At 70.4% G+C, this 25,404-nt stretch carries 18 protein-coding genes; 8 read left to right on the plus strand and 10 right to left on the minus strand.

Features of this window, described 5'->3' with window-relative positions:
• Window positions 1-79: 79 nt before the first annotated feature.
• The 6 genes from BUE48_RS04955 to BUE48_RS04980 all read left to right on the plus strand — a co-directional run bounded on the left by BUE48_RS04955 (window position 80) and on the right by BUE48_RS04980 (window position 6,691).
• Window positions 80-1,555, plus strand: a complete 1,476-nt coding sequence (locus BUE48_RS04955; protein ID WP_286989082.1) for a sugar transferase — start codon at window positions 80-82, stop codon at window positions 1,553-1,555.
• A gap of 257 nt (window positions 1,556-1,812) precedes the next feature.
• Complete coding sequence (locus BUE48_RS04960) at window positions 1,813-2,640, plus strand: 3'(2'),5'-bisphosphate nucleotidase CysQ (protein ID WP_012851372.1); 828 nt, start codon at window positions 1,813-1,815, stop codon at window positions 2,638-2,640.
• A gap of 27 nt (window positions 2,641-2,667) precedes the next feature.
• Complete coding sequence (cysD, locus tag BUE48_RS04965; protein ID WP_012851373.1) at window positions 2,668-3,582, plus strand: sulfate adenylyltransferase subunit CysD; 915 nt, start codon at window positions 2,668-2,670, stop codon at window positions 3,580-3,582.
• A 2-nt stretch (window positions 3,583-3,584) separates the two neighbouring features.
• The gene (locus tag BUE48_RS04970) at window positions 3,585-4,853 is read left to right on the plus strand and encodes a sulfate adenylyltransferase subunit 1 (protein ID WP_286989085.1); all 1,269 of its coding nucleotides are present in this window, start codon (window positions 3,585-3,587) and stop codon (window positions 4,851-4,853) included.
• Between the two features lie 123 nt (window positions 4,854-4,976).
• Entirely contained in the window at window positions 4,977-5,882 is a 906-nt protein-coding gene (locus tag BUE48_RS04975; RefSeq protein ID WP_012851375.1) for a glycosyltransferase family 2 protein, read from the plus strand.
• Window positions 5,883-5,974: 92 nt separating this feature from the next.
• Window positions 5,975-6,691 carry a hypothetical protein gene (locus BUE48_RS04980; protein WP_012851376.1) on the plus strand — a complete coding sequence of 239 codons (717 nt, stop codon included), beginning with the start codon at window positions 5,975-5,977 and terminating at the stop codon, window positions 6,689-6,691.
• Between the two features lie 20 nt (window positions 6,692-6,711).
• On the opposite strand, the gene BUE48_RS04985 is transcribed toward BUE48_RS04980, so the two are convergent.
• The 8 genes from BUE48_RS04985 to BUE48_RS05020 all read right to left on the minus strand — a co-directional run bounded on the left by BUE48_RS04985 (window position 6,712) and on the right by BUE48_RS05020 (window position 17,770).
• Window positions 6,712-7,887: an RCC1-like domain-containing protein gene (locus tag BUE48_RS04985; protein ID WP_245536980.1), complete on the minus strand. Its 1,176-nt coding sequence runs from the start codon at window positions 7,885-7,887 to the stop codon at window positions 6,712-6,714.
• 281 nt (window positions 7,888-8,168) lie between these two features.
• Complete coding sequence (locus BUE48_RS04990) at window positions 8,169-9,488, minus strand: ParB N-terminal domain-containing protein (RefSeq protein ID WP_012851378.1); 1,320 nt, start codon at window positions 9,486-9,488, stop codon at window positions 8,169-8,171.
• Window positions 9,472-11,082 (minus strand): lipopolysaccharide biosynthesis protein, encoded by a 1,611-nt coding sequence (locus BUE48_RS04995; protein WP_012851379.1) that lies wholly within the window; start codon window positions 11,080-11,082, stop codon window positions 9,472-9,474. The genes BUE48_RS04990 and BUE48_RS04995 overlap by 17 nt, the downstream gene beginning before the upstream one ends.
• Complete coding sequence (locus tag BUE48_RS05000) at window positions 11,069-12,868, minus strand: tyrosine-protein kinase domain-containing protein (protein ID WP_012851380.1); 1,800 nt, start codon at window positions 12,866-12,868, stop codon at window positions 11,069-11,071. Before BUE48_RS05000 ends, BUE48_RS04995 begins: the two co-directional genes overlap by 14 nt.
• Window positions 12,869-13,018: 150 nt before the next feature.
• Entirely contained in the window at window positions 13,019-14,413 is a 1,395-nt protein-coding gene (locus BUE48_RS05005) for a YveK family protein (RefSeq protein WP_012851381.1), read from the minus strand.
• On the minus strand, window positions 14,410-15,279 hold the full coding sequence (locus BUE48_RS05010; RefSeq protein ID WP_012851382.1) for a sulfotransferase domain-containing protein: 870 nt from the start codon (window positions 15,277-15,279) through the stop codon (window positions 14,410-14,412). The genes BUE48_RS05005 and BUE48_RS05010 overlap by 4 nt, the downstream gene beginning before the upstream one ends.
• On the minus strand, window positions 15,276-16,478 hold the full coding sequence (locus BUE48_RS05015; protein WP_012851383.1) for a phosphotransferase: 1,203 nt from the start codon (window positions 16,476-16,478) through the stop codon (window positions 15,276-15,278). Before BUE48_RS05015 ends, BUE48_RS05010 begins: the two co-directional genes overlap by 4 nt.
• On the minus strand, window positions 16,475-17,770 hold the full coding sequence (locus BUE48_RS05020; RefSeq protein ID WP_012851384.1) for an O-antigen ligase family protein: 1,296 nt from the start codon (window positions 17,768-17,770) through the stop codon (window positions 16,475-16,477). The genes BUE48_RS05015 and BUE48_RS05020 overlap by 4 nt, the downstream gene beginning before the upstream one ends.
• Before the next feature lie 275 nt (window positions 17,771-18,045).
• Here BUE48_RS05020 and BUE48_RS05025 point away from each other — a divergent pair, with 275 nt between their 5' ends.
• Entirely contained in the window at window positions 18,046-20,877 is a 2,832-nt protein-coding gene (locus BUE48_RS05025) for a PKD domain-containing protein (protein ID WP_012851385.1), read from the plus strand.
• Window positions 20,878-21,351: 474 nt separating this feature from the next.
• Here the strand turns inward: BUE48_RS05025 and BUE48_RS05030 are convergent, their stop codons facing one another.
• Window positions 21,352-22,872: a CBM96 family carbohydrate-binding protein gene (locus BUE48_RS05030; RefSeq protein WP_012851387.1), complete on the minus strand. Its 1,521-nt coding sequence runs from the start codon at window positions 22,870-22,872 to the stop codon at window positions 21,352-21,354.
• Window positions 22,873-23,502: 630 nt separating this feature from the next.
• On the opposite strand from BUE48_RS05030, the gene BUE48_RS05035 reads away from it, so the two are divergent.
• Window positions 23,503-24,375 (plus strand): beta-1,6-N-acetylglucosaminyltransferase, encoded by an 873-nt coding sequence (locus BUE48_RS05035; protein WP_012851388.1) that lies wholly within the window; start codon window positions 23,503-23,505, stop codon window positions 24,373-24,375.
• 134 nt (window positions 24,376-24,509) lie between these two features.
• Here the strand turns inward: BUE48_RS05035 and BUE48_RS05040 are convergent, their stop codons facing one another.
• Complete coding sequence (locus BUE48_RS05040; RefSeq protein ID WP_012851389.1) at window positions 24,510-25,289, minus strand: WecB/TagA/CpsF family glycosyltransferase; 780 nt, start codon at window positions 25,287-25,289, stop codon at window positions 24,510-24,512.
• Window positions 25,290-25,404: the final 115 nt, after the last annotated feature.

The raw sequence follows: 25,404 nt of genomic DNA on the forward strand, positions 1-25,404 counted from the left end.
CCAGAAGTGGCGTCTGCGCGTCTCTGAGGTAATAGGTGACGCAGGGGCCGATCGTCGCCCACTCCTGTGAGGACGCTTCATGGCCGTCGTCGACGAGGTCGAGGTTAGAAGATCACAAGCGGCTGCGCAGGAGCGCAGCAAACGTACCGACTGGATTCCCCGTTACCTCTACTGGGCCCTCGCGCTGGACTTCGTCGCCATGCTGGTGGCGGGCATGGTGGCGTTCGTGGTGCGCTTCACCCCTGTTCCGGAGGAGTATCACCTGCCCTACCTGGCGCTCGGGGTGGCGCTGCCGATGCTGTGGGTGGCGACGCTGTCGGTCGAGCGGGCCTATGAGGCCCGCTTCATCGGGGTGGGCTGGGAAGAGTTTCACCGGGTCGTGCGATCCGGGTTCGTGATGACCGCCATCGTGGCGACGGCGGCCTATGCCACCAAGACCGAGATTGCCCGCGGCTATGTGGTCATCGCGCTGCCGCTGGGCACGCTGCTGACCTGGGTGCTGCGTTACCGGCTGCGCAAGTGGCTGCACCGGCGGCGCGGCAGGGGCGAATGCATGCGCCGGGTGGTGGCGCTCGGTCACCGGGGCGCCCTGTCCGACCTGATCAAGCTGCTGCGCAAGCAGCGCTACCACGGCATGGACATCGTCGCGGTCTGCCTGCCGCAGGCCCTCAGCCGGGGCGAGGACGCCGTCCGCGAGGTGGAGGGCGTGCCGGTGCTGGGCGACTTCAGCCGGGCCGCCGAGGTGGTCAAGATGCTGGACGCCGACTCAGTAGCGGTGCTGGCCTGTCCGGAGATGGACGGGGTGGCGCTGCGCCGCCTGGCCTGGCAGATCGAGCGCGATGACGTGGAGTTGGTGGTGGCGCCGGCCCTGATGGACGTGGTCGGTCCGCGTATTTCCATCCGCCCGGTGGCGGGGCTGCCGCTGTTGCACGTGGAGCATCCGGAGCTGAGCGGCGGCCGGCGGTTGGTCAAGGGCCTGGTCGACCGGGTGGGCGCATTGTGTATCCTGATCGCGCTGCTGCCGGTGCTGGCGCTGATCGCCCTGGCGATCAGGGTCTCCGATGGCGCTCCGGTGCTGTTCCGGCAGACCCGGGTGGGTCGCGACGGCCGGTTGTTCACCATCTACAAGTTCCGCACGATGGTCACCGACGCCGAGGCCCGCAAGGCCGAGCTGATCGAGCATAACGAGCACGACGGAGTGCTGTTCAAGATCAAGGAGGATCCGCGGATCACCCGGGTGGGGCGGGTGCTGCGCCGTTACTCCCTCGATGAGCTGCCGCAGCTGCTGAACGTGCTGCGCGGGGAGATGTCGCTGGTCGGCCCGCGCCCGCCGCTGCCGGACGAGGTCGCCCGCTATGGCCAGGACGTGCACCGCAGGCTGGTGGTCAAGCCCGGCATGACCGGTCTGTGGCAGGTCAGCGGCCGCTCCGACCTGTCGTGGGAGGAGTCGGTCCGGCTCGATGTGCGGTATGTGGAAAACTGGTCGCTGACGCTGGATCTGCAGATCTTGTGGAAGACCTGGTCGGCCGTGTTCCGCGCCTCGGGGGCCTACTGAATCCCTTTCAACACGCCGCCTTTCACAGGTCGAAACGGAGACGCCGCAGTCGGGGACGATGCCGTGACCTGCAGCGGTATGGCACCGGATACCGCCGGGCTCCCGTCCCCAGCACGTGAGGCCGAGCATTGGGAAAGGCTCACCGGGCCATGGCGGGCGCCCTGAGGGGCCGGGATCGGTGAAGCGGGGACCGGAATACTCCGATCTTGGGGAACAATGGACGGCAGCCCACCAAACCGAGTTCGGAAGTAGGCTTCATGGCGTCCATCTCCCGATCCGACGACCACGCGCTGGCGGCCGAGCTGGCCACCGCCGCGGGCGAGGTGCTGCTGGGCATCCGCGCCCGGGTGGGGCACGCCGACGGCAAAGCGCTCAAGAACGCCGGTGACCAGGGCTCGCACGAGTTCCTGATGGCCGCGCTGGCCGAGCGCTGTCCCGGCGATGCGGTGCTGTCGGAGGAGGGCAAGGACGATGCGGCTCGCCTGCGGGCCGAGCGGGTGTGGATCGTCGACCCGCTGGACGGCACCCGGGAGTTCTCCGAGGAGGGGCGCACCGACTGGGCCGTCCACGTCGCGCTGTGGGAGCGCGGCAGGCTCGTCGCCGGCGCGGTGGCGCTGCCCGCCCAGGGCCGTACCCTGCACACCACCGCGGCCGACGGCGGAGTGCGCGCAGTGGTCGGTGGCGCGGCCGGCCGGCAGCCGCTGACGGTGCCGGCTCCTCAGCCCGACCTGCTGCGGATCGCGGTGAGCCGGACCCGTCCGCCGCAGTTCGTGCAGAGCCTGGCCGAACGCTTGGAGACGAAGGTGGAACTGGTGCCGATCGGCTCGGCCGGAGCCAAGATCTCCGCCGTGCTGCTCGGCGACGTCGACGCCTACGTCCACGCCGGCGGCCAGTACGAGTGGGACAACGCCGCCCCGGTCGCGGTGGCCAAGGCCGCCGGGGCGCACGCCACCCGGATCGACGGCTCGGAGCCGACCTACAACCGCCCCGACCCGATGCTGCCGGATATCCTTGTCTGCCACCCTGCGTCGGCGCCGATGCTGCTGGCCGGCATCCGGGATGTGAAGCAGGAGCCGCAAGGCTGATCAAGCCCCACAGAAAGCCCTTTGATAATGCAGCGCAGTGACTATCTGCTGTCTCAGCTCGATGTCCTTGAGGCCGAGTCGATCCACATCATCCGCGAGGTGGCCGCCGAGTTCGAACGGCCGGTCCTGCTCTTTTCCGGGGGCAAGGACAGCATCGTGATGCTGCACCTGGCCAAGAAGGCGTTCTGGCCGGCGCCCATCCCGTTCCCGGTGATGCACGTCGACACCGGTCACAACTTCCCCGAGGTGATCGAGTTCCGCGACCGCAGGGTCGCCGAACTGGGCGTGCGGCTCATCGTGGCCTCGGTGCAGGAGTCGATCGACAAGGGCCGGGTGGTGGAGGAGACCGGCAAGTGGGCCAGCCGCAACCGGCTGCAGACCACCACGCTGCTGGACGCCATCGAAGAGCACCGCTTCGACGCGGCCTTCGGCGGTGCCCGGCGCGATGAGGAGAAGGCCCGCGCCAAGGAGCGGGTGGTCTCCTTCCGCGACGACTTCGGGCAGTGGGACCCCAAGAACCAGCGTCCGGAACTGTGGAACCTGTACAACACCCGCATCCGGCAGGGCGAGCACGTGCGGGTGTTCCCGCTGTCGAACTGGACCGAGCTGGATGTGTGGGACTACATCCGGCGCGAGCAGCTGGAGATCCCGTCCATCTACTTCGCCCACACCCGCCGGGTGTTCGAACGCGACGGGATGCTGCTGGCCGACAGCCCGTACGCCAACCGCCAAGAGGACGAGCCGGTCTTCGAGGCGATGGTGCGCTACCGCACCGTCGGCGACGCCAGCTGCACCGGGGCGATCAAGTCCACGGCCACCACGCTGGACGAGGTGATCGCCGAGATCGCGGCGACCCGCATCACCGAGCGCGGCCAGACCCGCGCCGACGACCGCACCAGCGAGGCGGCGATGGAAGACCGCAAGAAGGAGGGCTACTTCTAGCCATGGCCATGGACATCCTGCGGTTCGCCACCGCCGGCAGCGTCGACGACGGCAAGTCCACGCTGATCGGCCGGCTGCTGTACGACTCCAAGGCGATCTTCGAAGATCAGCTGGAGGCGGTGGAACGCACCAGCGCCGACCGCGGCGAGGAGTACACCAACCTGGCGCTGCTGACCGACGGCCTGCGGGCCGAGCGGGAGCAGGGCATCACCATCGATGTGGCCTACCGGTACTTCGCCACCCCGCGGCGCAAGTTCATCATCGCCGACACCCCCGGCCACATCCAGTACACCCGCAACATGGTCACCGGGGCCTCCACCGCCGACCTGGCGATCATCCTGGTGGACGCCCGCAAGGGCATCCTGGAGCAGTCCCGCCGCCACGCCTTCCTGGCCACGCTGCTGCGGGTGCCGCACCTGGTGGTGGCGGTCAACAAGATGGACCTGGTCGGCTATGAGGAGTCGGTGTTCCAGGCCATCCAGGACGAGTTCACCGCCTTCGCCGCCAAGCTGGACATCGGCGACCTGACCTTCATCCCGATCTCGGCGCTGCACGGCGACAACGTGGTGGAGCGGTCGGTCAACATGCCCTGGTACGAGGGGCCGTCGCTGCTGCACCACCTGGAGCACGTGCACATCGCCTCCGACCGCAACCTGATCGACGTGCGCTTCCCGGTGCAGTACGTGATCCGGCCGCACAAGGCCACCGACCCGGAGCTGCACGACTACCGCGGCTATGCCGGGCAGGTCGCCGGGGGCGTGCTCAAGCCGGGCGATGAGGTGGTGCACCTGCCCTCCGGCCTGACCACCACCATCACCCACATCGACGGGCCCAACGGGCCGGTTCAGGAGGCCTTCCCGCCGATGTCGGTGACGCTGCGGCTGGCCGACGACATCGACATCTCCCGCGGCGACATGATCGCCCGGCCGCACAACCAGCCACGGGTCACCCAGGACCTGGAGGCGATGGTGTGCTGGATGACCGATGTGCGCAAGCTGACCCCGCGGATGAAGCTGCTGATCAAGCACACCACCCGCACCGCCCGCGCCATGGTCAAGGACGTCCACTACCGGCTGGACATCAACACCCTGCACCGCGACGAGCAGGCCGACGGCCTGGCCCTCAACGAGATCGGCCGGGTCAGCCTGCGCGTCACCCAGCCGCTGTTCGTCGACGACTATGCCCGCAACCGGCTCACCGGCGGTTTCATCCTCATCGACGAGGCCACCAACGGCACCGTCGGCGCCGGCATGATCATCAGCTCCGGCTGAGCGTGCGGCGGGGCGGCCGCCGGTGCGCGGGCCGCCGGCAAGATTCCGGAATTGCCCGGACAGTGGCGCTGTGACCAGGGAAGAATGGTCCGGTCCCGGTCATGCGGAGATGAAGGCGGTCGCATGAGTGACACCCATCCGTCCGTGGGGGTCGTCCTGCCCACCCACAACCGGCCCGAGATGCTGCGGCGGGCGCTGGAGTCGGTGCTGGCGCAGGACTACCCGGGCAAGGTCCGCGCGGTGGTCGTCTACGACCGGGCCGAACCCGACCAGAGCCTGGCCGGCGAGCGGGTGCAGGTGATGGCCAACCGGCGCACCCCCGGCCTGGCCGGGGCGCGCAACACCGGAATCCTGGCGCTGGACACCGACCTGGTGGCCTTCTGCGACGACGATGACGTGTGGCTGCCGGGCAAGCTGACCGCCCAGGTCGCGGCGCTGCAGGCCGAGCCGCGGGCGGTGCTGTGCAGCGCGGGCATCGTCATCGATTTCAACGGCCGGCAGCTGCCCCGCCTGGCCGGGCGCGACCGGGTCCACTACGCGGAGCTGGTGCGCGACCGGCTGATGATGGTGCACTCGTCGACCTACCTGGCCCGCCGCGCCGAGCTGATCGAGATCGGCATGGTGGACGAGGAGATCCCCGGCAGCCAGGGCGAGGACTGGGACCTGGCGCTGCGCGCCGCCCGCCGCCATCCCATCGTGCACGTGGACCGCCCGTACGTGCGCGTCCTGTGGGGGCTGACCTCCTACTACGCGCACGCCTGGGAGACCAAGGTGGCCGCCCTGCAGTGGTTCCTGCGGCGCTACCCGGAGATCGAGCGGGACGGCGCCGCGGCCGGACGGGTCTACGGGCAGATCGCCTTCGGGCACGCCTGCAACGGCCGCCGCAGGGAGGCGCTGCGCTGGGCCGGCCGGGCGCTGCGCGCCAACTGGAAGGAACGCCGCGTTCCCTTCGCCCTGCTGGTGGCCTCCGGCCTGGTCTCCGGGGAGCGGGTGCTGCTGGCACTGCACACCCGCGGGCGCGGTATCTGATGACTCACCGGGCGGATATCCGATATCGGCGTCTTTTCGCAGGCATTGCCGATACCGTCTGCTCAGGGGTCCATTCGCTAGGGGGTCGTCTCGTGAAAGCACGGCTGCGCCGTATCGTCCTGCCGCTCGTCGCGTCGGTCATGCTGCTGCCGATCTGGGGCACCGGAACGGCGCGGGCCGAGGTCGACTACATCACGGTCGCGGACGCCATCATCGAGCATGGCTACTACGTCGACTCCAAGTCCAAGCTGCTGCGCTCCGACGCGGCGCTGGACGTGCTGCGTTCTACGCTGGAGCGGAGCGAGCCGGCCTATGTGGCGGTCTTCCCCGCCTCCGTGGATCCCAACGCCGCGCTGGAAGGGCTGATGAAGCAGCTCGACCAGAAGGGCACCTACGTGGTGCTGGCCGGGCGGAGACTGCGGGCCAAGTCGAACACCATCGATGAGGCGACGCTCAGGCAGCACTACGTCCAGGCGGTCAAGAGCAACCCCGGCCGTCCCGACCGCGCGCTGATCGCGCTGCTGCGGCTGCTGCCCACCGCCAAGGCGGCTCCGCTGAAGACTCCCGAGCCGACCACGCTGGCGGACGCCCAGCGCGCCATGGAGGCCGGTGCCAAGGAGGCCGCTGAGAAGAAGGACGACGGTGGCTTCCCGCTCGGCTACCTGCTGGGCGGGCTGGGCCTGCTGGCCGTCATCGCGGCCGGGTTCGTGCTGTTGCTGCGCCGTAAGGGCAAGTCCAAGCCCGCGGCGGGGGCCGGGGCGCAGAGCCCGGCGGCAGGCGGCGGGCCCGCGGACGCGCCGGGCGCCTGAGCCGCGCCGGGGAGCGGCTGTCAACCCTGCGGCGCCATCAGCAACAGCAGGTGCCGCTCTCCGGCCGCCGCGGTCATCACATCGCTGGGGGCCCGGCCGTCCACGGTGATCAGCGGGCCGGGTCTGCTGCGGTGCAGCCGCTTGCCCCAGCCCAGTTGCCCTTTGCGGCCGGCTCCCCAGCTCAGCGCCGAACCATCGGACAAGATCGCCACCCCGTGGGCCTCCCCGGCGTGCACCTGGGCCACGCCCTGCAGCAGGGGACCGTGGGTGCCGACCACGTTGACCGGAGTGTCCCGCAGCGTCAGCGTGCCGTCGCCCAGCTGCCCGGCGGTGTTGTTGCCCCAGGCCACCAGCGTGGCGTTCTTGGTGAGGGCGAAGTTGTGCTTTTCCGCCGCCGAGATCGCCACGATGCCGCTCAGCTCGCCCTTGCCGCCCACACCCGACACCGGTTTGGGGACGGTGCTGTCGGTGCGGGTGCCGTTGCCGAGCTGCCCCAGCTCGTTGCGGCCCCAGGCGACCACCCTGCCGTCCCTCAGCAGCGCCAGCCCGTGCTGCCCGCCGATGGCGATCTTGCTCACCCCGCTCAGCCACCGCCGCCCGTTCAGGCCGCGCACCCGCACCGGCAGGGATCGCTGCTTGCGGGTACCGTCCCCCACCATTCCGTAGTCGTTGGCGCCCCAGGCCAGCACCGACCCGTCCTTGCGCAGCACCAGCTCGGTACGGCCGTCGGCGGCGATCTGCACCACGTCGGTGAGCGGTTTGCGGCCGTCGGGGCGCAGCACCACGGTGGGCAGCAGCGGGGCCTCCTTGCGGCCGATGCCCCGCTGGCCCGCATCGCCCTTGCCCCAGGTCACGACCCTGCCGTCCTTCAGCAGCGCCATGGAGAAGTCCGAGTCGGCCGCCACCGCCACGGCCCCCCTCAGATGTCCCTTGCCGGAGCCGGGGGCCCGCACCAGCACCGGGTGCCGGCTGTCGCGCCGGGTGCCGTCGCCCAGCTGGCCATGGTCGTTGGCTCCCCAGGCGACCACCCGTCCATCCGACAGCACCGCCAGGGAATGCCGGCCGCCCGCGGCCACCGCCACGACGTTTCGCAGCCGGCCCTTGCCGCCCAGGCCCAGAACCGGCCCCAGCGACAGGTCCATTTCCCGGCTTTCCCGCCCCAGCTGGCCGTTTTCGTTGAGGCCGGAGCTCCACACCTCCCCGGGGCCGTGGGCCCGGTCACCCGGGGGTGGGGCCTCGTCGGGACCGTAGCCCCTTTGGACGGCGCATGCGGTGAGGGAAAACGCCAGCGCCGCCGCCAGCAACGGCCGCAGACGGCGCCGGACGCCGCTTGGGTGAACCTTTTTCAACACGCCGTTTCCGCAGGTAGGGACGGGATCCTTGCGGTCGGGGAGGATGCCGTGACCGGCGACGTCGTAACCCCCGATATCGCCGCGGCCCCCGTCTTTGGCACCCCGGACCGCGCGCTGAGAAAGGTTCAGGCGTGCCGGACGCAGGCGAACAGGTGCCGTCCGTAGTTGTCCTGGTAGGGGGGACGGGAGTCGGCGTCCGGGCCCAGATCGACGATTTCGTCGAAGGACGTGTGCCGGGAGAGGAATTCCGCGATCGTCTTGGGGTTCCACCCCCTCAGCGACGTCCGGAACCATTCCTCATTCTCCTGACCGGTATCGAAGAACAGCACACGCCCTGTCACGCGATCCAGCAGCCGGAGAAGCTCCTCGGCACTGACAGAGCCGCGACCGAGTACGAAATGATGGAGCAAACTGAAGCAGGACACAACATCCCAGGTACGGTCGGCGGCGCGCAACAGGTCCACGCAGTCGCCGGTGGCGATGGCGCCGTCGGGCAGTCCGTAGACCGCCTTGCCCAGCGGAACCGCCAGGGGATCGCGTTCCATCCCCGAGGCCGCGAAACCCAGCTTGCCCATCTCCTTGACGAACCAGCCGTAGCAGCTGGCCACATCCAGGTAGGTCCCCTGGGTGGGGATGCGGCGTTCGGCCAGGAAAGAGATCATTTTCTCCAGCCGGTCGGTGCACTGGCGCACCGTCGTCCAGCTGTCGCGCAGCTCGGGTGCGTCGATCGGCTGGTACAGCTCACGGGTGCCGTCCAGCCAGCTCATCTTGAGCAGCAGGTCCTGCAGGGGAGTGGTCACGGGCAGCCATTTGGCGACCGCCCACACCGACTTGTGGCCGTTGCGCGCCGCCACGGCCAGCCGGTGGTGGCCGTCGAGGACCTGGTAGTAGCTGGAGTGGCGGATGGGGGCCACCAGGATCGGGTCCAAGGCGCCGCTCTGCTCGGGCCGCCGCCTGGTCGGGGCGGGAATGGTGCCCTTGTAGCGGCCGATGAAGGTGCGGGCCGAGTCGATGATGCCGGCGTCGTCGGCGGCGCCGAAGTAGCGGCCGCCGGCGGCGATGCAGCGCCGGGCCAGCCGGCCGTAGTCGCTGTCGAGGATCTCCTCGTCCGTCAGGTGCTCTTTGCTGTCGGCCAGTTCCAGCAGCCGCACGTGCGGCCCCTCCAGCAGCGGGGTCGACGGCCACAGCAGGTCACCGGTCCGCTCGGCGAACTCACGGGCGGTCCACCCGCTCTGCGCGCCCAGCAGCAGCCGGTCCAGCGGGACGCGGATGCGCCAGGGCCGGCGCAGCACCGCGGTGGAGAGCACGACCCGGGCCTTGGGCGGGATGGGCAGGCTGCGGCCGGCGTCGACCAGCCGGCCGTACAGCGGGCCGCTGGGGGTCAGCCCCGCCTTGCGCAGCACGGTGCGGGAACGGCGGCGTATCTGATCAAGGGCCGGAGACATGGGCTCTCCTCGCAGTCGGGTGGTCGGGGGTCGGGGCGGTCCGGGCGGCCAGGCGCCCGGGGACCAGCGAAGCGAACGCGGTGAGCGCCAGCCGCTCCCGGCCCGCCCACAACAGGGCGAGGTACGCCGGGCAGGCGAGCGCCAGGCCGGCTGCCAGCCCGCCGATGTTCGAACCGAAAAGAAGGCGCGCCAGCAGGGAAATGCCGCCGAAGCACAACGATACCGACGCCGTGGCCCACAGCAGGGCGGAACTGAAGGGAGTCATCGAGAGCATGGCCCGCACCTGCAAGAGCGGCAGCAGGTTGCGGGTCACCAAAGCCGCCGACCAGGCGATCGCCGCTCCGGTGGCGCCGTGATCGGGGATCAGCAGCAGGTTCAGCGCCAGGTTGACCGCCAGCGCCGCGACGTTGTTGGCCAGGCTCAGCCCGCTACGGCCGGCCATCAGCAGCATCACATCGACGGGGCCGCACGCGGTGGCCAGCAGCATGGTCAGCGCCAGCAGCACCGTCGTGGTCTGCCCGGCGCCGGCGTACCCTTCGCCGAACAGCGACAGGTAGACCGGGGCACCGACGGCGACGGTCAGGTGCACCGGCCAGGTCGCCATCACGATCCAGGCGGTGCTGGTGGCGAAGACCCGCTGGGCGCCGGCGCGGTCCTCCAGCGTCAGCTGCCGGCTCACCATGGGCTGCATCACCTGCTGGATCGCCTGGGTGGCCAGCTGGCCGATCACGATGAAGCGGGTCGCCGCGGTGTAGATGGCCGCGTTGCGGGGAGAGCTGAGCGCGGCCAGCAGCATGATGTCGGCCCGCTGCAGCGCCGTCTGGCAGATCTGCGCTCCGGCGCGCGGCGCGGTGTAACGCCAAAAACCGGAGATGAGCTCGGCCCGCTGCACCATTTCCCCCGGGCCGATGCGCGCGTCGGAGCGGCGGGCCAGGGCGCGGTACCACAGCGCGGCCGCCGCCAGCCCCGGCAGGTAGGGCAGCGCCCAGGCCAGGGCCAGCGCCACCGGGTGGTCGGTGAGCAGCCCGGCCAGCGCCGCGCCGCTCACCTGGGCGGTCTGCCGGAAGATCTTTTCGATCAGCACCGTCGGCCGCATGGTGCCGTGTCCCCGGGTGGCCGCCAGCAGCAGGTCGTGGGCGGTGGCCACCGGCAGGAACCCGGCCAGCACGCGCAGCATCGTGGTCACTTCGGCCGTCTGCTGCTCGCCCAGCAGGGCGGCCAGTGCGGGCGCCGCCACGGCCAGCGCCAGCGCCGCCGTCGCGGCCAGCGCGAAGACCGGCAGCAGGGCGATCGGGACGGTCCGGCGGGCCGCGGCGGCCCGTCCCAGCGCCAGATGCCGGGGCAGCCAGCGCACCAGGCCCGCGTCGGTGCCCAGCCCGCAGATCGCCGCCAGGATCACAAACAGCGACACCGCCGCGAAGAACGCACCGGCGGTCTGCTGCGAGTAGGTGTGGGTGACGACGACGACCAGGGCGAACCCCATCACGCCGGCCAGGACCGCGCCCACCAGGTTCAGGGAGCCGCCCCGCGCCAGCCGGGTGAGATCGCCGCCTCCTCCGTCCTTGCCGCCGGTCTTCTCCTCAGATGTCGCCATCGCCGCTGCCGGTCTTGCCGCTGGGTTTCATGGAGAACTCTTCCTGCTGCTCCGACCGGCGGGTCGGGGCCACGCGCCGGTCAGTGGGGTACTCCTCGGCCGCCGACCCGTTGTCCCGGTCGCCGGGCAGGCGGATGTCGTGGCCGTCCTTGACCGGCTTGCGGCCGGTGACCAGCTCCTCCCACACCACGGGCTCGTCCTCGGGGTCGGGGACCGGGGCGGGGATGGGCGCGGTGTCGGTGGACGACTCGCCGGCGCGCCGCTCGGTCGTGCCGGGCCGCCTGTCGGGTTTCCTGCCGGGCTTGGCGATGGGCAGCGGGCTGCTCTCCAGCACCGCCCCGATCACGGTCGCGCCGGCGCGCTGGGCTTCGATGTGCGCCTGGATGAGGTCCTGGCGGGTGGTCACCCCGCGTGAGACGACCAGCAGGACGGCGTCGGCGAGGGTGCACAGGGCCTGGGCGTCGGCGTCGTGCAGGCTGGGGCCGTTGATGACCACATAGTCCGACCGGCGGCGCATCGCCTTGATGGTGCTGCGCATCAGCGGCCCGCTGAAGCGGTGGGTGGCCTGCGCGGCGTCCCGTCCCCGCGGCAGCAGCCGCAGGTTGGAGTCGGCGTGAATGAGCAGCGTCGCCGGGTCGGTCCCGGAGATCAGGGTGTCCGACAGTCCCTTGGCGGGGCTGAGGCCGAACAGCTCCAGCGGGTCGGCCGCCGAGGCGGTCGCGTCGATCATGATCGTGGGCGAGCCGGCGAAGGCCAGCGCCACCGCCAGGTTGGCGGCGGTGAGCGTGACGGTCCCGCCCGGGGTGGCGCTGGCCACCAAGATCACGTACTGCTTGCCGGGCGCCCCGGCGACCACGGCGGCGCGCAGCCGCCGGTACCCCTCCGCCTGAGGGCCGTCCGGCTGGGTGACGAGCACCAGTTCCTCGCCCGAGGAGGGCGCCTCCGGGATCGTGCTGAGCGTGCGCAGCCCCAGCGCCTCGACGCTCTCGGCGTCCCGCAGCCGCTTGTCCAGCCGCGTGCGCACCAGCGCCAGCCCCGTTCCCAGCACCAGCCCGGCCACCAGGCCGGCCGCCCCGTAGATCAGCAGCATCATGTGGCCGGAACTCTTGGGCAGCCCGGCCGGCGTGATGATCTGCCCCGGGTCGATCGGGGTGCTGGCGATGGTGTTGATCTGCTCGTCGATGACGCCGAGCTGGTTGGTGTAGGCGGTGATCCGCTGGTTGAGGAACGCCCGTTCGGTGGCGTTGGCCCCGCTGAGCTGGCGGGTGGCCTGCTGCAGCGCCCGCTCCACCCGCTGGGCCTGCTCGCGCAGCTTGGCCATCTGGCCGTCGGTGACCGCCTTGGCGCGCTGCTCGCGGTGCTGCAGATAGGCGTTGGCGAACGCCTGCGCGCCGTCGCGCGCCCCCCTGGCCGACTGGTCGGTGTAGGAGATGTTGAGCACCTGGGTGTTGGGCGGCACGCTGACCGACACCTTGGCGCGCAGCCGGGCCGGATCGCTGCCGGGCAGCTGGCCGGCGGCCAGCTTGGCGACGGTGTCGGTGGTGACCAGCTGCGCCTCGGTCTCCAGGTTGATCAGATCGTCACCGCGGCCCTCCGGGGAGTAGGGGTTGCCTTCCAGAGGGGTCACCAGCACCGAAGTGGTCGCGGTGTAGGACGTTCCCTGCAGGAAGCCGACCGTGACCGCGAGCGCGGTGGTGATGAACGTCACGATGCCCAGGAGGAGCAGATGCTGGCGCACGGTGCGGATCAGCTGGCCCTCGCCCGGGGCTGGATGGTCAGTGGGCACGTGAATCCCCTCAGTCCGTCCGGTCGCGGCGCCTGTGGCTGCTTTGACCATATCTTGGTCTGCAGCTTGTCTGGTTGCGTTCATGTAAGGCCCGTTAGTGGAGAGATTGCAGCCGCCGGCGGGTGACTGTTGTGTGGTATGGAGGGCCGGTCAGGCTTTCTGCGGGCCGGTGAGCACCAACCCTTGCGCGGGAACGGTGGCCTGTTCGAAGGCCTGCATTCCCTTGACCAGTTCGCGGTCTGAGGCCCGTTCCCGTTCCACCACGATGAAGGTGAGGTCGCTGATGGCGGCCATGCTCAGCGCCTCGGCCGTGTGCGGCGCCACACCGGTGATCACCACGAGCTGAGCCTTTTCCCGGGCCTTGGCCAGGGCGCGTGCGAATCCGCGGTCCCCCTCACCGGAGGGGGTGCGGAAAACGGGAAAGGACGCATGTTCATCGGCGGTGCCCTCGTGTCCGCGCCGCGCCTTCCCATCGCCGGTGGCGTCCACGTGCACCAGCGCGGTCCGGGCCCCGCCCTCCACGCACAGGGAGGCCAGCCCGCGGGCGACGCGGACGCCCGCCTCGGGGGGCAGACCGGCCACCAGCACCGTGGAGGCCCGCTTGTCGAAGGCGAGATTGCGCAGCCGGCGATAGGTGTTGGAGCGGGCGGCCGAATGCTGACCGAGTTCCGCCAGGACCGGCACCTGCACCTGCGGCGGGATGTCGACGGCGGTGCGGATCAGGCGTGGCCGCCGGTTGCGCACCAGCGCGATCCCCACCCCGACGATCAGCCCCACTCCCGCCCCCGTGGCCGGGCCGAGCTCCCCGTTGACATCGTCGGGAGCGGTCGGCAGGGCGGGGCTGCGCAGCACCTCGCCGGACTGGATGGCGCGGCTCTCCAGCGCATGCAGCTCCTTTTCCACCGAAGAGAGCTGGTTCACCAGGGCCTGGCGCCTGCTGCGCGCGGTGAGGCGGGGCATCGCCGCCTCGTCTCCGGGCAGCGCGGCCAGCCGCTTCTCCAGCACCGCCCGCCTGCGCTGCAGGGCCTCCCGGTTGCGCTGCTGGACGCCTCCCACGATCTGCTCGCGCAGACTCAGATAGGCCTCCGCGACGATCCCGGCGCCCTGCTGGGCGGTCTCCGGCCGGGACGCCGAGACGGCGATGTTGAGCACCCGGGTGTTCGCCGGAGCAGTGATCTTGATGCGCCGGCGCAGCTCGTCATGGCCGACCCGGAAGCCCTGAAAGGAGCTCAGCCGGGTGAGCACCTCGTTGGAGAGCACCAGCTGGGCCTCGGTGTCCATGGTGGAGTTGCGCGGCCTGCGGGAGGAGCCGTCCTGGCCGGTCAGCCGCCGGCTGCCGGTGTGCAGCGGCTCGGCCGGCGCCATCACCGAGACCGTGGAGGTGTAGACGGGGGCGGTGGTCATCGTCCGCAGCAGCCCCAGGGCGGTGCCCAGCAGCACCGCCCCCACGATCACCAGGGCCTGCCGCCGCAGCAGCGAGGTGTAGTACGTCAGCGGGACCACATCGGGTCCCGCCTGCGCGCGGCGGCCGGCCCGGCTCTTCATCGCCGCCAAGGCGGTACGGTCCCCAGCATCTCGGCCAGCTTCTCGTCATAGGGCTCGAAGTGTTTCCTGAGCCGCTCCTGCAGCGCCTTCGGCAGGGCCGAGCCGGGACGGGCGTTGTGCCGTTCGAAGGAGGAGGGCCGCCAGGACGGCAGCCCCAGGTAGTCGATGATCCGGTCGTAGACGGACGCCGGATCGGCGAAGAAGTCCTCGGCGAACAGCACCAGCACCCGTTCCCGCCCGAACAGGGCGAACAACACCTCCAGCTGCTCGCAGTATTGACCGCGGTCCAGGTAAGAGTGGTGCCGGTGGCTGTGGCTCAGGTAAGTCGGGTCGGCCTTGATCCGCTCGACCTCCCCGGCCAGCCGCTGCGGCTCCAGTTCCAGGGCGCGTTCAAAGGACTGCTCGGTTTCAAAACCCCGGGCCAGTTCGTGCTTGTAGGCCGAGTAGGCCCGCTCGACCGGGTCGCGCAGAATCGCGATCAATTTCACACCCGGCAGATCCTGGGCGATCCGATGGGGCGCCAGCGGGTGGTGCATGTAATAGCCGGCGGATTCGAAGGCCAGCGGGCGTGTCCCGGCGGGCGCGCGCCGGTAGGCCGTCGCCCGCAACGGGAAATGCCCGCGGTACCAGTTGAAACCGCGGTGGTAATTGACGTCGAAGTAATGCACGCCCTTGTGGAAGTTGGGCTGGACGATGGCCGGATGGGCGGCCAGCGCGCGAAACAGCGACGTGGTGCCGCCGCGCTGGGTGCCCACCAGCAGGAAGTCGGGGATCATCCGGCCCTTGGCGGTCAGCCGCCCGCCCGTTCTGGAGATGGCGCGGCCGCTTTCCTTGACCCACTGCGGGGCGTCACGTCGCGAGATCACCTCACGCTCCCGTCATGCGCTCCGCCGGCCCGCTCGGCCAGCAGATCCAGCAACCGGTCGGCCGTCGGCCGCAGCGGGTCCCCGATCGGTTCCTGCGCGGCCAGCTGGTACCGACGGCACAGCTCCAGCAGGTACAGCTCCAAGGTGGCCAGGGCGGTCCGCCCGGTCAGCCCCAGCGGGGCCAGGCAGGCCACGGCGCCGGCCGGCCAGGTGCCATAGGGGTCGGCGCCCTTGGCCCGCGACGCCTCCTGCAGCCGGTAGTGCAGCAGGTCGAAACCGTTGGGCACGTCACGGGAGAACCGCTCCCAGTCCCACAGCTGCACCCGTCCCCGATGCCAGGCCATGTTCCACGGCGTCCAGTCGCCGTGCCAGGCGCCGAAGTCCAGCTCCACATCGCCGTAGGCGCTCTCGACGCGCTTGATCACCTCGGCCAGCCGCTCGGCCCGGCGCCCGTCCGCCACCTGGGCGGGCACTTCGGTCATCGCGGCCCAGAACGTGCTGTCGGCCAGCGCGGCGCGGCGGACCTCCACCGCGCCGAACACCGTGCGCATGGCCGCCAGCGGGACCGTGCGCCGCGGCCGCCAGCCGAGGGCGGAAGTGTGCAGCGCCGACAGCACCAGCAGCCCCCGGCCCTGCCAGTCGCCCAGGTGCAGCACCTCGGGGACGGTGACGCCGGGAAGGCTGCGGGTGCTCAGGTAGCGCAGCGCGGCGGCCTCCTGCGCGATGAGCGCGCGGGCGGTGGAGGTGTCGCCGACCTTGACGAAGGCCAGCGCGCGGCCTTGCGGGGTCAGGACGTGCAGGATGGGCTTGCGGTTGGCGCGGGCGGTGCCCAGGCCGACGCTGACCAGCACCCGCCGGCCGAGCAGCTCGCTCAGCCGGTCCTCCACCGACTCCCCGCCCCCGTCGATGCGCAGCCGGTCGCGCAGCGCCCGCTGCGGCCCCCCGCTGCGCAGCGCCAGCGCGCTCACGCTGCGCGAGATCCGCTGCCGGAGGCCCAGATCGTGGCTGTAGCGCCGCAGCGCCGCCGCCGAGGCGGCCGCGCTCTCCACCGGCAGCAGCAGCCGCGGCCGCGCGGCGTTGGGCAAAAAGGCCAGTTCCCGGCGGCCGGCCGCAACCGGGTCGGCGCTCGTCGTCACCCGCACCGACGCGCCGGGCCACAGCTCGGCCACGGCGTCCACCCAGGCCTGATCGACGCTCACCGGACCCTCTCCAGCACCGGCAGGACGGGGTTGTCCCGTTTGGCGCGCCACATGAGCGCCACCGCCACCATCACCGTGTACAGCGGTACCTCCACCAGGTCGTAGGTGAATAGGAAAAGACCGCACGACAGCAGCACGCAACAGCCGGCCAGGGAATAGGCCGACCGGTCCCGCCAGTGCCGGACGAACCGGAGCGTGAAGAACGCCAGGAACGCCACGGTGCCGACCAGGCCGTGCGCGAAGATCAGCAACCACAGGTGGCCCTGGGTGCCCAGCGGAGGAGGGGCGCACGCTTTGCACCCGGGGCGTTCCCCGCCGGCCACGGAGTCCAGGTCGCCCTCCACGTCCCTGGTGGAGCCGAAGCCCAGCAGCGGCGATCCGGTCCACGCGCTTTTGACCGTCTCGACGGCCAGCAGCGTCCGCCGGGTGTTGCTGTGCGGGTTGTCCAGCCGGGACTGCACCATGCCGGGCAGCGGCGAGGCCGCGATGATCAGCGCGCCGGCGCACAACCCGGCGATGGTCCAGCCCAGCACCCGGGCGCCGCCGATGGCGACCAGCCTGATGAGGCCGAACACCCCGATCAGGATCAGCGCCCCCCACAGGCCCCGGTTGAGCGAGTAGACGACCGGCCACAGCGAGGCGATCAAAATCACACAGCCGGCGATCCGCCGCCTGCCGCGGGCGCGCACGATCCAGGTGAGGACGAAGAACGGCAGGAAGAAGGCGTAGGCGGCGCCCCAGGTGTTGGAGTAGGCGAAGGGCGCCATGGGGCGGGACTGCTCAAAGCCCAGGATCGTCGACACGTCGGCGACCTTGGGATGGATGGCGTCCCGCAGGAAGGCGTTGGAGGCCAGGCCGTGCGGCAGCAGCATCTCCATCAGGGAGGTGAGCTGCAGGGTTGGCCAGAACGTGCCGACCAGCCCGCCGACCGTGGTCACGATGAACATGAAGCCCAGCAGGCGGCCGACCCTGCCGGTGGGCAGCTCTTCTTCGCTGCTGTTGCAGATGTAGAGCAGCACCACCGTGAACGACAGGTACCAGACCATCCGCCAGCCGAAGACCAGCAGCCGGGTGATGCCGCCTTCGGGAGAGGCGCCGGGGGCGTGCACCCACAGCACGGTGACGCCCAGCAGAACCCAGACGATGAAGAACAGCCACAGGCCGAATCCCGCGGGGGCCACAAGGGTGTTTCTGCGGCGCCACAGAAACATGGCCATGGGCACGGTCATCGCCATGAAGACGATGTGACCCAAACCCAGCAGCCACCACAGCGGATACCCCAGGAAGATCACACTCAGTGGCCATCCGGTGGGCAACCGCCACGGCAGGAGTGGCCGCGACGGCGTCAACGTGGATGTCACGTTCGCTCCAGATGTGCCCTGGCAGGGGGGTGAGATAAGAACGTTAGCGGTTCCCTGGTCTGCCGCGTGTGTCCAGCGATACCTTATGCGCCACGTAGGTGTGGGTGTACTCGGCTATATGAGTGGATCGGCCATCGGGGGTGCAGGCCGAGAACACATGGGGCGCCGGGCTGGATGTGCCCGGTAGGAACGACATGAGGAGCGCTATGCGCTTGCGAAAAGCTGTGTCGGTCATGGCCGGGCTGGCCATGGCCACGGGTGCGCTGGTGGGCGTGCCCACTGTGGCGCAGGCCAGTCCGGCCACCGGAGAACCGCACAACCGGATCGTCTCCGACGACCCGGTGGACTACACCCCGCAGATCCAGGACGGGTCGGTCAAGTCCATCGTCAAGATCGGCGACCGGATCTTCATCGGGGGTGACTTCACCCAGGTCAAGGAGCCGGGCGGCGGCAAGCCGATGCTGACCCGCAACCGGCTGTTCTCCATGAACGCCACCACCGGCGAGATCGACGCCGGCTTCAACCCCAACGTCGGCAACGGCGAGGTCAGCGTGCTGCTGCCCGCCTCCGACGGCCAGTCGCTGTACGTCGGCGGCACCTTCACCAGCGTGGGCGGGGCCTCCACCTCCCGGCTGGTGCGGATCAACGCCACCACCGGCCAGGTGATCAGCAGCTTCTCCGTGCAGACCAACGGCCGGGTGCGCGACCTTCGCCTGGCGAACGGGCGGCTGTACGTCGCCGGTGACTTCACCCACGTCAACGGGGTTTCCCGTCCGGCCCTGGCGGCGGTCAACCCCAACACCGGCGCGCTGCTGAACTTCCTGGACCTCAACATCTCCGGCACGCACCGGGGCCTGGGCGTGACCCTCGTCTACAAGATGGACATCACGCCCGACGGCTCCAAGCTGGTGATCATCGGCAACTTCAACTCGGTGGCCGGGCAGACCCGCAACCAGGTGGCCATGATCGACCTGAGCGGCGAGCAGGCCACGCTGGCCCCCTGGAGCACCACGCGTTACGCGGAGCTGTGCTCCTCGTCGTTCCACACCTACATGCGGGACGTGGACTTCTCGCCCGACGGCTCCTTCTTCGTGATCACCACCACCGGGGCCTACTCCGGCGGCCCGCCGAAGCTGTGCGACACCCACGCCCGCTGGGAGACCGCCGGTGGCGCCGACCAGCAGCCCACCTGGGTGAACTGGACCGGCGGCGACACCAGCTACGCGGTGGAGGTCACCGACGCCGCCGTCTACGTCGGCGGGCACTTCCGCTGGGCCAACAACCCCTTCGGCTCCGACAAGGCCGGCCAGGGCGCCGTCTCCCGGGAGGGCATCGCCGCCCTCGACCCGGCCAACGGGCTGCCCTTCTCCTGGAACCCCGGCCGCACCCGCGGCGTCGGCGTCTTCGACCTGCTGGCCACCTCCGAGGGCCTGTGGATGGGCAGCGACACCGACGAGGCCGGCGGCGAGTGGCACCCCAAGCTGGCGATGTTCCCGCTGGCCGGCGGGACCAAGGTCAAGCCCAACCACACCGGTGAGCTGCCGGGCAACGTCTACTACGCCGGCGGCCTCGGGCTCGCCGCGCAGAACTTCCTGCGGCACCGCTCCTTCGACGGCTCCACCGCCGGAAGCACCGTCAACCACTCCACGGGTGGCTTCGACTGGCGCACCATGCGCGGCGCCTTCATGATCAACGGCGAGCTGTTCTACGGCCACTCCAACGGCAAGTTCTACCGGCGCTCCTTCGACGGGGAGACGCTGGGCACGACGGTGACCGAGATCAACACCGCCGACCAGCTGACCAACATGTCGACCTGGCACAACCAGGTGCCCAACATCACCGGCATGTTCTTCGCCAACGGCCGGATCTACTACACCCGCGGCCAGTCGGCGCTGTACTACCGCTACTTCACCCCGGAGAGCAACGTGGTCGGCGCCCAGGAGCTGACCGCCGTGGGCAACATGTCCGGGGTGAACTGGAGCTCGGTCGGCGGGATGTTCGTCCACGGCGACAAGCTGTACTTCGTCAACAACAGCTCCAGCGGCCGGCTCTACCGGATGAACTTCGTCAACGGCGTGCCCTCCGGGACGCCCCAGCTGGTCGACAGCAACGACTGGCGGGGCCGCGCGGTGTTCCTGTACAGCGGCGTGCCCAACGAGCTGCCCGAGGCTTCTTTCACCAGCCAGTGCGATCAGCTGGAGTGCAGCTTCGACGCCTCGGCCTCTGAGGACCCGGACGGCACCATCGCCTCCTACTCGTGGGACTTCGGTGACGGCAAGACCGGCACCGGCAAGACCGTCGAGCACACCTACGACGAGCCCGGCACCTACACGGTCAAGCTGACCGTGACCGACAACCGCGGCGGCCAGGGCACCGTCACCGAGCAGGTGTCGGTGACGCAGAACGCCACCGCGATCGGCTACCGGGGCGGCGCCGGCTTCAACGCCAACACCCGCGAGGCGACGGTGACCGTGCCCAGCAGCGTCCAGCCGGGCGACGGCATGGTGCTCATCATGACCGCCAACAGCACCAGCGTCACGATCACGCCGCCGGCCGGGTGGACCCAGATCGGCACCCAGACGGCCGGCAGCGCGGTCTCCACGGTCTGGAAGCGGGTCGCCACCGCCGGCGACGCCGGCTCCACGGTGAGCGTCGGGGTCAGCGACTACGCCAAGGTCGACCTGCGGCTGCTGGCCTACGAGGGCACCGACACCGGCAACCCGGTCGCGGCCATCAGCGGACGGGTCGACGCCAGCACCGTCACCGAGCACGCCACGCCCACCGTCACGGTGAGCTCGGCCGGTGCGTGGGCGATCTCCTACTGGGCGGACAAGTCCTCCAGCACCACCGAGTGGACGGCGCCCAGCGGTCCGACCATCCGCGGCACCGGCGTCGGCTCCGGCGGCGGGCGGATCATGACCCTGGTCGGCGACACCGACGGCCCGGTTCCGACCGGCTCCTACGGCGGCCTGGTCGCCACGACCGACGCGGCCAGCCGGGGCCTGATGTGGACCATCATCCTGGCCCGTCAGAGCTGATCTAGGGGCCTGAGCCCGGAGAAGGGACGGCCGCCCGGGAATCCCGGGCGGCCGTCTTGTTGTGCCCCGGCGTGCGGACCAGGGAGTGCGAAGGGCTCCGGCCCGCAGGAGCGCCGGCCGCTACGGCCGGGGTCTGCTTGGGGGCGTTCTCCTGGCCCGGCAGGGCCGGGGCACCCATCAGGGCCGCCACGGTCGGCTTCAGGCTCGCGTTCTCCTGGCCCGGCAGGGCCGGCATAGGGCTTGAACCCGGTGAAGGGACGGGACCGGGCGGGGGCTTCGCCGCGTGCCGTGCACGGCGGGTTCGGCGCGTATGGCGGTCGCCATGATTCGCCGGGCCGTCCAGGGCATGGCGCGGGGGCGCCGGTTCGGCTCATGAGGGGCGGCGGGAAAGAGCCGCCGTGACACGGGTCGGCCCGCCCGGAAGCCCTCCGGGCGGGCCGACCCGTTCAGCTGCTGGGCGGAGAGCCGGCAGGCTCAGTCGCGGCAGAAGTCCTGCCAGGCCTTGCGGCTCGGCGCATCCAGCAGCCGGAAGTCACCCGAGGGCCAGTCCAGGTCGAAGTAGGCGACCCACAGGGCACCGGCCTTGCCGAGGTGGGCGACCATCTCCCGCAGCCACTTGGCGCGCTTTTCGCCGGTGTCCCCGCCGACCAGGTAGCTGCCCGTCTCGGCGATACCGAAGGGCAGTTTCTCCTGCTCGCTGACCTCGATGACCTTCTGGTACATCTGCTTGGGCGGCTCGTAGAGGCCCTTCTTGTCCAGCAGGTTGTACACGTCCCAGCCGAGCACCTGGATCACGTCGCGGCCCGGGTAGTAGTCGCGCCAGTTGCGCCCGGACCGGGCGTCCAGGGTCCAGCTCATCAGGACCAGCGTGGCCCTCAGGCGGGGATTGCCGGCCTGGTCGGCCAGGGAGCGCAGCCGCTTCCAGGCCGCCCGGTAGTCCGGGGCGGTGAACTCGCCGCTGCGGATGTTGTCCTCGGGCTCGTGGTAGTAGACCCAGTAGATGTCCTGGTCCTTGGGGGCGGTGGCGAACCACTCGCGCATGTAGCCGTCGTGCTTGCCCGACAGCACGTCCCGGGGGTTCATCTTGAACGACACCACGATGGGCCGCTTGCCGACGTCCATCTTGCCCGGCCACTTGGAGGGCAGGCCCGCGTAGAAGATGCGGACCATCTGGAGCCCGCCGTAGTACTTGTCGACCCGCGCCAGGGCCTGCTGGAAGGTCTCTCCGGGCAGGGTGTTGAACGAGGCGCCGCACAGCGGGGCGTCGGCGGGCTTGACCGGCGGCTGGGACGGCTGCGCGGGCGGACGCGGCTGAGCGCTGGTGTCGGGCGACGGCTGGGAGGTCGCGCTCGCGGTCGGGGTCGGCTTCGGCGTGGCCGTCGCGGTCGGCGTCGGCGACGGGGCCGCCGGGACGGTGGGGGAGGGCCGCCCGCCGTTCTCCTTGGCGGGGGTCAGGATCAGCCGCGGCCCCCGCGCGCCGGCCTCCCGGGAGTAGAGCGAGGCCGCCGACCAGTAGTTGGGGTTGGTCAGGGCGAAGGCGTAGGTGCCCGGACCGTTGACCCACGAGCTGACGTCGAAGGACAGCTCCCGGGTGCCTTGGGCGGTGATCTCGGCGGTGGCCAGCACCTCACCGGCTTTGGGGCGGTTGGCCCACGTGGTGTCCTTTTCGGACCAGCCGGTGGTGGGCAGCGAGCGCAGCTCCACGGTGGCGGGCTGGTGGTCGAGGCGGTTGAAGGTGAACCGCAGCCGGGCGCTGCGCAGGTTCTTCACCCCGGGCGGAACGACGAAGGACACATAAGCCTCGGTGTGCCAGTCGCTCCAATGGGAGGCCGTCAGTTTTTCGGCGGACCCTTTGTTGAGCCAATCCATCTGCCGCACCACATAGGTGTCGGCCACGGGGGGCACGGCCAGCGGATCCCCGTCCGTGGCGGTCATCGTGGCCGGGGCGCGGCGCGGGAGGGGCGCCACGTCGGCGGCGAGGACGCCTGCGGCCACTGTCGCTCCGGCCGCGCCCAACGCCACGAGGGCGCGTGTCCTGACGCGCCTTCGCTGCCTGCGCCGCCGTCGAGGAGGCAACGGTTGCGAACGCCGCGCGTCGGGCCGGTGATGGCGGGAAGGGAACCGATCTGGTGGCCGATGAGCTGACACGGACCGTTCCTTTCTGACGGATGCGGCGCGCGGGGCCGCTGTGTAAATTGCCGCTCAGAGTAGCGGGTGCGCCCGCACATCGCAGCACAGTGCCGTTTTCGGTATGGCCTTCGACCGGTTGCGGTGACCGGAGCATACCGCCGTGGCCGCCCCGTCAATCATTGTCGTCACTTTCTGTGAGTAAACTGTCACTGGCGCGGTGGGCGGTTCCCCTATTGATCTTTTCGGTGTGCTTCTGCCGGTGCATTGCCGTCATGGCCGACTGCGGTCGCAGGAGGCCCTCCCGCAGTGGGCGGCGGCGCGGGAGCATGGGCCGCGGAGCGAAAAACGCCGCCGGAGCGTGATCGGTGCGACGCGGGGAGTCGCACAAAATGGCTTGCGAGTTACCGCAAGTAACGTTCGTGATAACTGAACGCCGTGTGGATAAGCGGCACATAGGCTCGCGGGACGACGCTGGGGAACCGAAACGGGGGAGCGATGTCCAAAGGGCCGATTGCGGTGATCGTGCTTTCGCACCGCGACAGTGAGCAGGTGACACGCCTGATCCACCGGATCACCGAGGGAACCAATAGCTTCGCCGTCATCCATCACGACCCCTCCGGGGAGCCGCTGTCGATTCCGCCCTCGTCGCAGGTGGCGGTGATCCCCGATCCGATCCCCTGCAAGTGGGGCAGGCTGTCGCTGGTGCAGGCGCAGTGGAAGACGCTGCAGTGGGTCGCCCGGAACGTTCCGGAGTTCTCCTGGGCGCTGCTGGTGTCCGGGCAGGATTATCCGATCCGGAAGATGAGCGCCATCGAGCAGGAACTCGCCGGCTCGCCCTACGACGCCTACCTTCGATATTTCCGGGTGGGCCCCGACCCGGCCGAGGACGTCATCCCCTGGCAGGCGCTGACTCGCCGTCGCTACCTCTACAAGCGGCGCGTACCGTTTTCCCGCCGTTCGGTGACGCTGCCGTTCAAACGCCGTCACCCGTATCGGAACGGCGTTGAGCTGTATGTGGGGGACATGTGGTTCAACCTGTCGGCGCCCACCGTCGCCGCGGTGCTGGATGCACGGCAGATGTCCGAGCGGATGTTGTCCTACCTGCGCTTTGCGCCGATCCCGGACGAGACGTTCATCGCCTCGATGACGCTCAACGTCCACCCGGCCCCGAACGTGGCGCACGACAGCAAGCGCTACATCAAGTGGGGAAGGCGGCAGCTGCACCCGCAGATCATCACCGCCGAGCACCTGCCCGATCTGCGCGCCAGCGACGCCTTCTTCGCCCGCAAGATCGACCGCTTGGCGCATCCGGAGATCCCGGACCTGCTCGACCGGCTCGCCGAGGAGAGAACGGCCTCATCCGGGTGAGCCCTTCCCGGCGTGCATCTTGAGGGCCGGGGGCGGAAACCTCAGGGCGTTGCGACGCTGCAGGGCCGGGACGGCGTGCTGAAAAGTGCCGGTGAGCAGAGCGCCCTCGGCCGGAGGAGGCGTGCCGGAAGGGTTCAGTACTGCTTGCCGTGACGGATCCGGTGGGCGAACACCCGCAGCACATAAGAGCCCAGCTCGATGGTGTAGCGGTACCACAGCCGCTTCGGGTCCCGGCTGAGGCGGTAGAGCCAGCCCAGGCGCAGCCGCAGCACCCATGCCGGGTACCAGTCCCGGCGCTCGCTCAAATGCTCCAGGTAGGCGCCGCAGGTGACGATCACCGGGACGTCGAGCCGGTCCCGGTTCTCGGTCACGAAGATCTGCTGCAGCGGGGTGCCCAGGCCCACGTGCAGGATGTCCGGGCGGGCGGCGTTGATCTCCTTGACGAGCCGGTCGGCATCGGCGGGCGGGATGCGGCCCGACTCATCGGCCCAGTGCCCGTGCTGGACGCCGACGATGGGCAGCCCCGGGTACCACTGGCGCAGGTTGGCCGCGGCGGTCTCGGCGACGCCGGGCGCGCTGCCGAGCAGGTAGGTGCGCCAGTTGTGCCGGGCGGCCAGGCCGAAGAACTCGTCGGTGAGGTCGTCGTTGGCCATCCGGCAGGGCACCGGGCGGCCGAAGATCCGCGTCGCCATCACCACGCCCCACCCGTCGGCCAGGACGAGGTCGAAGGAGTTGATCATCTGGCGCAGCCGCGCGTCCTTGCGGGCCGCCATCACATAGTTCGGGTTGGCGAAGGTCACGGTCAGCCGGCGCCGCGTGGCGATGGCCTTGGCCATGAGCTCGCTGAAGCGCTCGGCGTCGAGCCGGCTCACCTCGACACCCAGGACGTCCACGGTGTCGTGTGCCCAGTCCATTCCCATGCTCCCAGCTCGGTCCTCCTGCCCAGGGCGCAGGCTGGGAGAGTCTACGGGAAACGCGGGCAGAGCGCCGGAAAGCGCCGCCAAGGGGTCTGGGGCGGGCGCGGGGCGG

It is taken from the genome of Thermomonospora sp. CIF 1, assembly GCF_001896795.1.
Lineage (GTDB): Bacteria > Actinomycetota > Actinomycetes > Streptosporangiales > Streptosporangiaceae > Thermomonospora > Thermomonospora curvata.